This window comes from Sphingopyxis sp., assembly GCF_035565275.1.
In the GTDB taxonomy this organism is placed as follows: domain Bacteria; phylum Pseudomonadota; class Alphaproteobacteria; order Sphingomonadales; family Sphingomonadaceae; genus Sphingopyxis.
Map to the genome: position 1 here is coordinate 1 of NZ_DATMST010000326.1, position 11,573 is coordinate 11,573.

The following is an 11,573-nucleotide window of genomic DNA, read 5'->3' on the forward strand; positions in this document are numbered from 1 at the left end:
CTGGTGGTCGCGGGACGGCCGCTATCCGCGTCGGGAATCACCGACGCGCAACCCGAAAGCAGTGGCAGAGTAGCGAGCAGCGCGAATCCGAAAGTCCGCGCGCGCGGCGCCCCCACCATCGGGATCACGGGATCAGGCCGACTCGGCTTCGTCGAGCAGCCAATTGGGGTCGCCGCTGCCGATCTGGCGGCGGAAGGTCCACAGATCGTCGGTCTGCGACGCGTCGCTCATCGACCCGGCGATCATCCGGCCTTCGGCATCGCGCGTCACCGCGCTGATATCGGCGTGGTAACGCACCGAGATCCGCGCCTCGCCGCGGCTCATCTCGACCGCGGTGATCTTGGCCGAATCGATGCCGATCAGGCGATTGTCGAGCGTTTCGCCGCGTGCCGCGCGCGCGGTGATCGCCTCGGCAAAGGCTTCGTAGCTGTCGTCATCGCAAAGGTCGCGCAGCGTATCGCGGTCGCCCTTCCAATAGGCTTCGAGGATCATGCGATAGGCCGCCTCGGCGCCCTCCATGAAGCGGCCCGCGTCGAAATTGCGGTCGGTAGCAAGCAGCTGGCGAAGCCCCGATTCGGCCGCAGGCTCATAAACGAGGCCCGCGGTATCGGCGGCGGCGGAGGCCGGCGGCGTGTCGCCTTCTTCGAGACGGACCGGCGCGGGCGCGGCGCGTTCGTCGCGGCGCGGCAGCACCGGTTCCTGCTCATGCCCCGTACGCTTGCCGAGCACCGAATAGAGCCGCATGCCGAGGAAGGCGGCAATCATGGCGAGCAAGACGATAGAAAAAGCAGTCACGGGCAAAAGTCCAATGCGGGCAATGGCAACATATCGGCCAATATATAGGCCATACGCGGCCGGGTTTCAAATAGCCATGGCGGCAGCGGCACGGCAGGTCAACGATTCACCGGCCATGTTCGCTCCCCCGGCGCTTCCTTCGGCGCCCATTGTGCTCGCTGCCGGGCGCTGCTAAGCGCCGCGGCAACCGTCCGCCGCAGTCCCGCCACGGTCTGCGGATGCGGATATTGTTTCCATCTTTCCAGCGAAAGCATCAGCATCATGGCCGAAGAGACCAGCGCCGACATCAACAACCCCGCCCTTCAGCCGAACGGTGAAGACACGAGCCCGGCGATCGGCCTGATCTCGCAATATGTGAAAGACCTGTCGTTCGAAAATCCGAACGCACCCGCGGTGTACCAGTGGCAGGAAGCGCCGCAGGTCGACGTCCAGTTCAACATCGCCGCCGACGGCGTCGGCGACAATCTGTACGAAGTGACGCTGAAGATCGACGTCACGTCGAAGGGCGACCAGGGCACCTTCTTTGTGATCGACCTGAAATATGCCGGCCTGTTCGGCGTCCGCAACGTTCCCGACGACCAGCTGCAGCCCTTCTTCCTCGCCGAAGCGCCGCGCATCCTGTTCCCCTTCGCGCGCCGCGTCGTCGCCGATGCCGTCCGCGACGGCGGCTTCCCGCCGCTGCTGCTCGAACCGATCGATTTCCACGGCCTGTTCATGCAGCAGGTCCAGGCGCAGGGCGAAGGACTGGGCGAGATTCCGGCGCCGCTCGGCGAAGCCTGATTCACCGTTTCGGCTGATCTCGCGCGATGAGCAGCCTGATCAGGAACGTCGGGACGATCGGGGGGCTGACCATGGTCAGCCGCATTTTCGGTTTCGCCCGCGACATGCTGCTCGCGCGCGTGCTGGGGGCCGGCCTTGCCGCCGACGCCTTCCAGCTCGCCTTCACGCTGCCCAACACCTTTCGCCGGCTGTTCGCCGAAGGGGCTTTCTCGGTTGCGTTCGTGCCGATGTACAGCCGCGCGCTGCACGGGGCCGAAAGCGAAGGCGGCGGCGAGGAAGCTGCGGCGAAATTCGCCGACGACGTGCTGTCGGTCTTCCTGTGGGTGCTGCTGGCCTTTTCGGCGGTCATGATGATCGCGATGCCGGCCATCGTCTGGCTGCTCGCCCGCGATTTCCAGGAGGTTCCGGGCAAGTTCGACCTCGCGGTCTTCCTGAGCCGCCTGACCTTTCCCTATCTCGCGCTCGTCAGCCTCGTCGCGATGCTGTCGGGCCTGCTCAACGCGCGCTCGCGTTTCGCACCCGGTGCCTTCGCGCCGGTCCTGCTCAATATCGTGCTGATCACGGGCATTACCGTGGGGTGGTGGCTGCGCGGCGACAGCCACGACGACCGCATCGTCGCGATCGCGCTCGCCGTGTCGGTCAGCCTCGCCGGGGTGGCACAGCTCGCCTATCTGATCTGGTCGGTGCGTCGCGCAGGCCTTCGGCTCCACTGGCGCTTCCCCCGATTCACCCCCGAGGTAAAAAAGCTCGGCTTGCTGATCCTGCCCGCGACCTTCGGCGCCGGCATCTACCAGATCAGCCAGTTCGTCGACACCTTCTTCGCGACGTCGCTGCCGCAGGGGTCGCTGACCTTGCTCAAGCTCGCCGACCGGTTGAACCAGATGCCGCTCGGCATCGTCGGGATCGCGCTCGGCACCGCGATCCTGCCGATGCTCTCGCGCCACATCCATTCGGGTGACGCCGCCGAGGCGCAAAGATTGCAGGGCAACGCATTCGAGATCGCGACGCTGCTGACGCTGCCCGCCGCCGCCGCGCTCGCGATCTGCGCACCCGCCTTTACCACCGCCTTCTTCGTCGGCGGCAAGTTCACCGATGCCGACGGCGCGATCATGGCGCAGATCGTCGCCGCGCTCGTCGCGGGCCTGCCCGCCTATGTCATCGTGAAGATATTGAACCCCGGATTTTTCGCACGCGAGGATATGCGCACGCCGGTGTGGACCGCGCTCGCCTCGCTGATCGTCAATATCGCGATCAACCTTTATGTCGTCGAACGCTATGGCATCGTCGGCCTCGCCGGCGCGACCGCCGCCTCGGCGTCGCTCAACTGCCTCCTCCTCTACATCATGCTCCATCGCCGCGGCTGGTTCCATTTTACCGCGCGGCTCGCCGGCCAGATCGCGCGCCAGCTTCTCGCCGTCGCCGCGATGTCGGCGCTGCTCTGGTGGATGATGCCGCTGATGGCGCCATATTATGGCGGCAATGTCTTCGAGCGCATCTGGTCGCTTGCGGCGCTGGTGGGCGCCGGCGGCGCGGTCTTCTTCGCCGTCGCCTTCCTTGTCGGCGCGCTTGACAAGGATCTGGTCGCCATGCTCACGCGGCGGCGCGGCAAACCTGCCGCTCGACAGGAGTAAGACATGCGGACGCTATCGGGCATTCAGCCCACCGGAAATTTGCACCTCGGCAATTATCTGGGCGCGATCCGCAACTGGGTGCGCATGCAGGACGAGATGGAGGGCGACAAGCTCTATTTCCTCGCCGACCTGCACGCGATTTCGATGCCGCACGTCCCGGCCGAACTGACCGCGAACACGCGCGCGATGACCGCCGCGCTCGTCGCCTGCGGGATCGACACCGATCGCTCGCTGCTCTTCAACCAGGCGCGCGTCCCCGCGCATGCCGAGCTGCAATGGCTTTTGAACGGGACCGCGCGGCTCGGCTGGCTCAACCGCATGACCCAGTTCAAGGACAAGTCGGGCAAGAATCGCGAAAGCGCGTCGGCGGCGCTCTACACCTATCCCGTTCTGCAGGCGGCCGACGTGCTGCTCTACCAGACGACGCACGTCCCGGTGGGCGAGGACCAGAAGCAGCATCTCGAGCTGGCGCGCGACGTCGCGCAGAAGTTCAACAACGACTATGCAAGCGAAGACGCGCCGGTCTTCACGCTGCCCGAACCGATCATCCCGGCGGGGATGGCGCGCATCATGAGCCTGCGCGACGGCACCGCCAAAATGTCGAAGTCCGACCCGTCGGACATGAGCCGCATCAACCTGACCGACGATGCCGACACGATGATGCAGAAGGTGCGGAAGGCAAAGACCGACCCCGAAGCCCTGCCGTCCGAAGCCGCAGGGCTCGAGGAGCGCCCCGAGGCGCGCAATCTCGTCGGCATCTATGCCGCGCTCGCCGACACGAGCGTCGACGCGGTGCTCCGCGACCATGCGGGGCAAGGGTTCGGCGCGTTCAAGCCCGCGCTCGGCGAACTGCTGATCGAAACGCTCGGTCCGATCAACGCGCGCTTCGTCGCGCTGAAGGACGATACCGCGGCGCTCGACACGATTCTCGACAAGGGCGCGGCGAAAGCACGCGTGCTCGCGAAGCCGACGCTCGACGCGGCTTATGACGCCTTGGGGCTCTGCCGCTGATATCGCGCTGGTTCGCGCAGGAAATTCTTGTTTTTGCGCGCCACCTTCCCATATTCGGACATGGAACGAAGGTGCGACGAACCGGGTTCAACCAAGGTTAAGTCGTATCGACGTAGTCTATGGTATGAAAGCGACACATGTGCGCGACCCGAATCACGGAGCCAAGACGATGAGCAAGATGAATTTCCGGCGGCTGGGCCTGGCCGCAATGACCGGCGCGGCGCTGGCGCTTGCCGGCTGCGCCACCCCGTTCAAGGCCGATGTCGCGCGCTTCCAGACGCAGCTCCCCGCCCCGCAGGGCCAGAGCTTCGTCGTCGAGGCAGGCAATCCCGCGCTTCAGGGCGGGATCGAGTTCGGCCAATATGCGAATATCGTGGCGGGCGAACTGACCCGCTACGGCTATCGCCCGGCGGCGAATGGCGAGCGGGCCGATATGATCGTGCGCATGGACTATGGTGTCGACAAGGGGCGTGAGCGCGTCGTGTCGAGCCCGGGCTTCGGCGATCCCTGGTACGGCGGCTATGGCCGCGGCTTCTATCGCCCGGTGATCGTCGCCGGGCGCGGCGGGCGCCGTTATGTCTATGGCTATCGCGACCCGTTCATGTGGGGCGGTTTCGGTCCGGGCTGGGGCTATAACGACGTCAGCAGCTACACCGTCTATACCAGCGGCCTGAACCTGCAGATCGACCGCGCGGCGGACGGTACCCGCCTGTTCGAGGGCCATGCCGAGGCGCAGTCGCGCGACAATAATCTGCAGGCGCTCGTCCCGAACCTGGTCGAGGCGATGTTCACCAACTTCCCCGGCAATTCGGGCGAACGCGTGCGCATCACGGTGGCGCCGCCCGAAAAGGGCTGACCCCCCTTACCGGACGAAACAAAAGGCCCGCCTTCGACCGAAGGCGGGCCTTTTTGCATCGGGGATAATTCCGGGGTTAACCCGGTGGAAAAGTCCGGGACAGGTCTGTGGATCAGCTGTTGAGACTGCGGCGGATCGCGGCGATCTCGGCATCGAGCTCGCTGTCGTTGACGCGCAGCGCCTCGACCGTGCGCACCGCGTGGATCACCGTCGAATGGTCGCGCCCGCCGAAACGGCGGCCGATTTCGGGATAGGAGCGCGGCGTCAGTTCCTTGGCGAGATACATCGCGACCTGCCGCGGGCGCGCGATCGCGCGGACGCGGCGCTTCGAGGCCATTTCGGACTTGTCGAGGCGGTAGTGGGCGCAGACCGCGCGCTGGATCTCGTCGATCGTGATACGCGGGCGCGCGGTACGGACATTTTCGGCGAGCCGATCCTCGGCAAGCGTCAGGTCCACCGTCGTGCCGGTCAGCGCGGCGTAGGCGAGCAGCTTGTTGAGCGCGCCTTCGAGCTCGCGGATGTTGCGGGTGAAATGCTTGACCAGATAGGCCACGACATTGTCCGGAACATCGACCATCGGCATCGCGGCAAGCCGCTGACGGATGATGCGTTCGCGCAGATCATCCTCGGGCGCCTCGATGTCGGCGACGAGGCCGCCCGACAGACGCGAGAGCAAGCGGGCCTCGACCCCGTCAAGCATCGCCGGCGGGCGGTCGGCGGTGACGACGAGGCGCTTGCCCGCGGTCATCAGGTCGTCGATCGTGTGGAGCAGCTCTTCCTGCGTCGAATTCTTGCCGATCACGAACTGCAGGTCGTCGAGCAGCAGCAGGTCGGCGGCGCGCAGCCGCGCCTTGAACGCCATCATGTCGCCGCCGCGCATCGCGCCGACGAATTCGAGCATGAACTTTTCCGCCGACATCAGGATGATGTTCGCGGTCGGATGCGCCGCGGCATAATCCTGCGCGATCGCCTGGAGGAGGTGCGTCTTGCCCTGCCCGGTACCCGAGCAGAGGAAGAGCGGATTGAATTGCGGCACCTCGACCATCGCCATCCGCCGCGCGGCGTTGGCGGCAAGGATGTTGCTGCGCGCGACGACGAACCGGTCGAACGACAGGCGCGGGTCGAAATTCAGCAGCGCGGGATTCGCGGCGGGCGCCGGCGGAGCTTCGAAGGTCGGCAGCGGCGGCGCCGAGAGAATCGCCGCGCGTTCGCTACCCGCCGCGCCGCCGCGCACGGTGACGCCGCGCACTGCGGGCAGTTGCTGACGCCACGCGAGTTCGAGCCGGTCGCCGAAACGCTCGTTGATCCAGTTGGCCGAAAAGCGGCTGGCGGTCTCGAGCGTCACCACACCCGACATCGCGCAATAATCGGCGAAACGCACCGGCTTCAGCCAATGGTCGAAAGTGCGCACGCCGAGGTCGCGGCGCAGCCCTTCGGCGACGCGCGGCCAGAGCGCCCCGGCATCGCCGTTCACTGCTCCACCCTTTGCGCCATCCTCATGCCGATATCCGCTCTCTGTCACGCCCTGCCGCCCCCTTCGGTCCCCTTGGCGCCAGACCGACGGGCGGCCGCTTTACACGCAAGTCCGCTGCCTGCGACGGGCACAGGCATCCTTTCCGTGGCAAGCAGCCCGAAAAGTCACGAATCATGTCGATGTGGCGGCCACCGGCGAAGGCCGACGACACCTCTGTCTAGTCAGGGCGCGCCGAGTCGAGCAAGGGCTGGCCGTGTAAAAATACTGAAATAAAAATCTTGACTCGCGGGGGGTGCTGGAATCGCGCGAAAACCGCTTTTTTTCTATATTTTTCAAAAGCTTATTTGTGACAATCAGACGACACACCAACGAATCGCCGTAAATCCGTCACTTACCGCGGTGCAACACTATTGCCATCGCACGGTAACAATTGCGGGAACAAAAAAGGACCCGCGGGCACGAAGCCGGCGGGTCCTTTTTGTTCCCTTTCGGGACCGATCGGATCAGGCGATCGCGTTCACGCTTTTGGTCAGGCGCGAATATTTGCGGGCCACAGTGTTCTTGTGCAGCACACCCTTGGCGACGCCGCGTGCCATTTCGGGCTGAGCAGCCTTCAGCGCCGCAGCGGCGGCATCCTTGTCGCCGGCGGCGACGGCATTCTCGACCTTCTTCACCAGCGTGCGAATGCGCGAAACGCGATTCTTGTTCACGACGGTGCGCGCGGTGTTGCGGCGGATGCGCTTTTTTGCCTGCGGCGTATTGGCCATAAATTCCTCGGTTTCCAAACGGTCTAAGTCAGTCGGAGCACAGCGTCACCGGAGCAGCCGAATCGCGCAAAGAGGCGAATCAATGTCCGGATACGGCCGGTTCCGGTGGACCGGACCCTGCTCGAAGGGTGCGCGCATAGCCAGCGAGGGGCCAAAGGTCAATGGCTTTCGGCCCGATCCTGTACGCCGCCGCCGTTGAGAGGCTGGTTTGGGGTGCGGAGCGGACATCTCCTCCCTTCGTCATCCCGGACTTGATCCGGGATCCATTGGCGCGACGGAAGCTGTGGACCCCGGATCAAGTGCGGGATGACGATGATAATGAAAACATCCTCCCTGTCGCGTAGCGATGGGGAGGGGGACCGCCGCGAAGCGGTGGTGGAGGGGCCGCGACGTCGCGTTACGGGCCCCTCCGTCAGCGCTTCGCGCTGCCACCTCCCCATGCCTGCGGCACAGGGAGGAGCGAACGCCCCCTTTCGGTCGAAACCAACCGGACCACCCCGATCACCGCTGACATTTGGGGCAATAGAAGGTCGACCGGCCCGATTGCACGATCCGCGCGATCGTGCCGCCGCATTCGCACGCCTCGCCCTCGCGCCCGTAGACGCGCCAGTCCCTGGCGAAATAGCCGAGGTCGCCCTCGGGGCTCAGGAAATCGCGCAGGGTCGACCCGCCGGCCGCGATCGCAGCGATCAATACGTCCTTGATCGCGGGCACCAGCACCGCGAGTTTCGCCTTCGACACATCGGCTGCGGCCTTCGTCGGCGAAATGCGCGCCATGTTGAGCGCCTCGCACACATAGATATTGCCGAGCCCCGCGACGACTGTCTGGTCGAGCAGCATCGCCTTGATCGGCGCACGCCGCCCGGCGAGCGCCTTGGCGAGATATACGGCGTCGAAATCGTCCGATAGCGGCTCGGGGCCGAGCGTCACGAAGGCCGGGAACAAGGTCAGCGGATTGCCGCTGACGAGGTCAACCGAGCCGAAGCGCCGCGGATCATGGAGGAACAATCGATGCCCTGCCCCGGTTTCGAGCAGCAGATGGTCGTGCTTGCCCGCTTCGCCGCCCTCGGTCCGCCAGCGCCCCGACATGCCGAGGTGGAAGATCATATGATCGTCGCGGTCGGTCGAGATGACGCCATATTTGGCGCGGCGCGAGAGGGTGGTGACCGTCGCGCCGGTCAGCCGCTGCGCGAGATCGGCGGGAAAGGGCCGGCGCAGGTCGGGGCGAAAAGTGGTGACCGCCGTCAGCCGCTGGCCTTTGAGGAAGGGAGCGAGGCCGCGGACGGTGGTTTCGACTTCGGGCAACTCTGGCATATCGCGCATCGAGCTACGCGCCATTTGCCTGCACGGCAAGGCCCGGCTAAAGGCCATCGCAACACACCATCTCCCCCGCAAAGGCGCGCACTCCATGGCCACTCCCGACACCGTCAGCTTCGGCTATGAACAGGTCCCCGCGGGCGAGAAGACAGCGATGGTCGGCGAAGTGTTCAGCCGCGTCGCGCGCAAGTACGACATCATGAACGATGCGATGTCGGGCGGCATGCACCGCCTGTGGAAGGACCGCTTCGTGCGCCGCGTGAAACCGCGCGAGGGCGAGACGATCCTCGACATGGCAGGCGGCACCGGCGACATCGCGTTTCGCATGGAGCGTTTCGGCGCCAGCATCACCGTCGCCGACATCAACCCCGACATGCTGGGCGTCGGCGTCGAACGCGCCGCCGAACGCGGCATCGACAGCCTTGTCTGGTCCGAGCAGAATGCCGAGAAGCTGTCGTTTCCCGACCAGTTTTTCGACGCCTATACGATCGCCTTCGGCATTCGCAACGTCACCGACATTCCGGCGGCGCTCAAGGAAGCGCATCGCGTGCTGCGTTATGGCGGCCGCTTCTTCTGCCTCGAATTTTCGACCAACGAATGGCCGGGCTTCGCGCAGGCCTATGACGCCTATTCGCACCATCTCGTCCCCAGGCTCGGCAAGCTGATCGCCGACGACGAGGACAGCTATCGTTACCTGATCGAATCGATCCGCCGCTTCCCGCCGATGCCCGAATTCGCGCGGATGATCCGCGACGCGGGCTTCACTTCGGTGAAGGTCGAGCCGATCCTCGGCGGCCTCGTCGCGATCCACAGCGGGTGGAAAGCTTGACCCGACCCGTCACCCATATCGTCCGCCTGCTGAAGTGGGGGCGCATCCTTGCGCGCCACGGCGCGCTGCGTGGGATCGAAACCGCGCCGCAGACGCCGCCGGGGGTCAAGCGGCTGTGCCGGATCGCGCGGCTCGGGACGATCCAGCCGAAAATTCCCGACTATGCCGCCGCCTTCCAGGCGATCGGCCCGGCTGCCGTCAAACTCGGGCAAACGCTCGCGACGCGCCCCGACCTTGTCGGTGAGGAAGCAGCACACAATTTGCTGACGTTGCAGGATGCGCTCGCGCCCGTCGCATTCGACCGCATCCGGCAGGAAATCGAGGCGACCTTCGAAGTTCCACTCGAAAGCCTCTACAGCGAATTCGATCCCGAACCCGTCGGTTCGGCCTCGATTGCGCAGGTCCACCGCGCGGTGACGACCGACGGCCGCAAGGTCGCGGTGAAAGTGCGCCGCCCCGGCATCGACAAGCAGTTCGCGCGCGACATCGAAACCTATGAATGGGCGGCCGCGCATCTCGAGGCGTTCGGCGGCGAAGCGACACGGCTGCGCCCGCGGCAGGTGATCGCCAATTTCCGCCGCTGGACCTTGCGCGAACTCGACCTGCGGCGCGAGGCCGCGTCGGCGTCCGAACTCGCCGACGCGATGGTCGGGGTCCCGACCTATGAAGTTCCCGCGATCGACTGGGACCGCACCGCGAGCCGCGTGATGACGCTCGACTGGATCGACGGCATCAAGATTTCACACCGCGATGCGCTGATCGCCGCGGGACACGATATGGAGGCCTTGTCGGCGAACCTCGTCAACGCCTTCCTGCGGCAGGCAATCGCCGAGGGGTTTTTCCACGCCGACATGCATCAGGGCAATTTGTTCGTGAAGGCCGACGGCACGATCGCGGCGGTCGATTTCGGCATCATGGGGCGGATCAACCGGCAGGCGCGCTACTGGCTCGCCGAAATCCTCTATGGCCTGACCACGGGCAATTACCGCCGCGTCGCCGAGATTCATTTCGAGGCGCAATATGTCCCCGACTATCACAGCGTCGAAGAGTTCGCGACGGCACTGCGCGCGGTCGGCGAGCCGATGCGCGGCAAGCCGGTGAGCGAATTGTCGGTCGGGCAGATGCTCGACGGGCTGTTCGCGATCACGCGCGATTTCGACATGCAGACGCAGCCGCACCTGCTGTTGCTCCAGAAGACAATGGTGATGGTCGAGGGCGTCGCGACGATGCTCGATCCGAAGATCAACATGTGGGACGTCTCCGGCCCCTTCGTCAGCGAGTGGATCCGCGACGAACTCGGCCCCGAAGCCGCGCTCGCCGACGGCCTGCGCGAACAGGGCAAGACGCTGGCGCTGATCCCCGACATCATCCGCCGCCTCGACGCGCAATTGCCGAAGAAGGGCGCCGCCCCGCCCGCGCCGCCGCTCCCCGAGATTCCGTTGATGTGGGACAAGGGCGAACCAAAACGCTGGTGGCGCTATGCGTTGACGGCGCTGGTTGGCGCGGCGGCTGGTGCAGCGGCGTTCAACTGGCTAGGCTAGGCGCATGACCCAGCCCCGCATCCTGCTCATCATCGGCGGCGGTATCGCAGCCTATAAATCGATCGAGCTCGTCCGCCTGCTCCGCAAGGCGGGTTATGTCGTGCGCTGCGTCATCACGCGCGCGGGCGAACAGTTCGTGACCCCGCTGACGCTCGCGGCGCTCAGCGAGAACAAGGTCTACACCAGCCTCTTCGACCTCAAGGACGAGGTCGAGATGGGGCATATCCAGCTCAGCCGCGAGGCCGATCTGGTCGTGGTGGCACCCGCGACTGCCGACCTGCTCGCGAAGATGGCGGCGGGAATCGCCGACGATCTGGCGACCACGCTGCTCCTCGCCACCGACAAGCCGGTGCTCACGGCGCCCGCGATGAATGTGCGCATGTGGCTGCACGCGGCGACGCGGCGCAATATCGCGACCTTGCGCGGCGACGGCGTGACGGTGATGGAGCCCGACGAGGGCGAGATGGCGTGCGGCGAATATGGCCCCGGCCGCCTGCCCGAACCGCAGACGATCAAGGATGCGATCGACGCGGCGCTGGCCGCGGCCCCGGCGCCCACGGTGCTGGCGGGCC

General features: G+C 65.7%; 11 protein-coding genes. 7 read left to right on the forward strand and 4 right to left on the reverse strand.

Annotated elements, in window-relative coordinates:
- Positions 1 to 132: 132 nt before the first annotated feature.
- The gene (locus VN047_RS21425) at positions 133 to 795 is read right to left on the reverse strand and encodes a Tim44/TimA family putative adaptor protein (RefSeq protein ID WP_325546289.1); all 663 of its coding nucleotides are present in this window, start codon (positions 793 to 795) and stop codon (positions 133 to 135) included.
- Positions 796 to 1,056: 261 nt separating this feature from the next.
- Between VN047_RS21425 and secB the strand changes: the two genes are divergently transcribed.
- From secB to VN047_RS21445, 4 genes are all read left to right on the forward strand, one after another.
- The gene (secB, locus tag VN047_RS21430) at positions 1,057 to 1,575 is read left to right on the forward strand and encodes a protein-export chaperone SecB (protein ID WP_325546291.1); all 519 of its coding nucleotides are present in this window, start codon (positions 1,057 to 1,059) and stop codon (positions 1,573 to 1,575) included.
- Positions 1,576 to 1,601: 26 nt separating this feature from the next.
- Positions 1,602 to 3,206, forward strand: a complete 1,605-nt coding sequence (gene murJ / locus VN047_RS21435) for a murein biosynthesis integral membrane protein MurJ (protein WP_325546293.1) — start codon at positions 1,602 to 1,604, stop codon at positions 3,204 to 3,206.
- Positions 3,207 to 3,209: 3 nt separating this feature from the next.
- Positions 3,210 to 4,217 carry a tryptophan--tRNA ligase gene (trpS, locus tag VN047_RS21440; RefSeq protein ID WP_325546295.1) on the forward strand — a complete coding sequence of 336 codons (1,008 nt, stop codon included), beginning with the start codon at positions 3,210 to 3,212 and terminating at the stop codon, positions 4,215 to 4,217.
- A 169-nt stretch (positions 4,218 to 4,386) separates the two neighbouring features.
- Complete coding sequence (locus VN047_RS21445; RefSeq protein WP_325546297.1) at positions 4,387 to 5,073, forward strand: DUF4136 domain-containing protein; 687 nt, start codon at positions 4,387 to 4,389, stop codon at positions 5,071 to 5,073.
- Between the two features lie 112 nt (positions 5,074 to 5,185).
- Here the strand turns inward: VN047_RS21445 and dnaA are convergent, their stop codons facing one another.
- The 3 genes from dnaA to mutM all read right to left on the reverse strand — a co-directional run bounded on the left by dnaA (position 5,186) and on the right by mutM (position 8,628).
- Positions 5,186 to 6,547, reverse strand: a complete 1,362-nt coding sequence (gene dnaA, locus VN047_RS21450) for a chromosomal replication initiator protein DnaA (protein ID WP_414712744.1) — start codon at positions 6,545 to 6,547, stop codon at positions 5,186 to 5,188.
- A 503-nt stretch (positions 6,548 to 7,050) separates the two neighbouring features.
- The gene (rpsT, locus tag VN047_RS21455; RefSeq protein WP_054590504.1) at positions 7,051 to 7,314 is read right to left on the reverse strand and encodes a 30S ribosomal protein S20; all 264 of its coding nucleotides are present in this window, start codon (positions 7,312 to 7,314) and stop codon (positions 7,051 to 7,053) included.
- A gap of 501 nt (positions 7,315 to 7,815) precedes the next feature.
- Positions 7,816 to 8,628, reverse strand: coding sequence for a bifunctional DNA-formamidopyrimidine glycosylase/DNA-(apurinic or apyrimidinic site) lyase (gene mutM, locus VN047_RS21460; RefSeq protein ID WP_325546309.1), 813 nt, complete (start codon positions 8,626 to 8,628; stop codon positions 7,816 to 7,818).
- A gap of 94 nt (positions 8,629 to 8,722) precedes the next feature.
- On the opposite strand from mutM, the gene VN047_RS21465 reads away from it, so the two are divergent.
- The 3 genes from VN047_RS21465 to VN047_RS21475 all read left to right on the forward strand — a co-directional run.
- The gene (locus tag VN047_RS21465) at positions 8,723 to 9,460 is read left to right on the forward strand and encodes a class I SAM-dependent methyltransferase (protein ID WP_325546303.1); all 738 of its coding nucleotides are present in this window, start codon (positions 8,723 to 8,725) and stop codon (positions 9,458 to 9,460) included.
- Entirely contained in the window at positions 9,457 to 11,001 is a 1,545-nt protein-coding gene (gene ubiB, locus VN047_RS21470; RefSeq protein ID WP_325546305.1) for a 2-polyprenylphenol 6-hydroxylase, read from the forward strand. The genes VN047_RS21465 and ubiB overlap by 4 nt, the downstream gene beginning before the upstream one ends.
- Before the next feature lie 4 nt (positions 11,002 to 11,005).
- Positions 11,006 to 11,573 (forward strand): flavoprotein (locus VN047_RS21475; protein WP_325546307.1); only part of this gene is annotated, 568 nt, incomplete at its 3' end.

What these genes read in the sequence shown, in the direction of transcription:
- trpS (WP_325546295.1), top strand. Translation starts at nt 3,210, where the DNA reads ATGCGGACGCTATCGGGCATTCAGCCCACCGGAAATTTGCACCTCGGC.
- VN047_RS21445 (WP_325546297.1), top strand. Translation starts at nt 4,387, where the DNA reads ATGAGCAAGATGAATTTCCGGCGGCTGGGCCTGGCCGCAATGACCGGC.
- secB (WP_325546291.1), top strand. Translation starts at nt 1,057, where the DNA reads ATGGCCGAAGAGACCAGCGCCGACATCAACAACCCCGCCCTTCAGCCG.
- VN047_RS21465 (WP_325546303.1), top strand. Translation starts at nt 8,723, where the DNA reads ATGGCCACTCCCGACACCGTCAGCTTCGGCTATGAACAGGTCCCCGCG.
- mutM (WP_325546309.1), bottom strand. Translation starts at nt 8,628, where the DNA reads ATGCCAGAGTTGCCCGAAGTCGAAACCACCGTCCGCGGCCTCGCTCCC.
- rpsT (WP_054590504.1), bottom strand. Translation starts at nt 7,314, where the DNA reads ATGGCCAATACGCCGCAGGCAAAAAAGCGCATCCGCCGCAACACCGCG.
- murJ (WP_325546293.1), top strand. Translation starts at nt 1,602, where the DNA reads ATGAGCAGCCTGATCAGGAACGTCGGGACGATCGGGGGGCTGACCATG.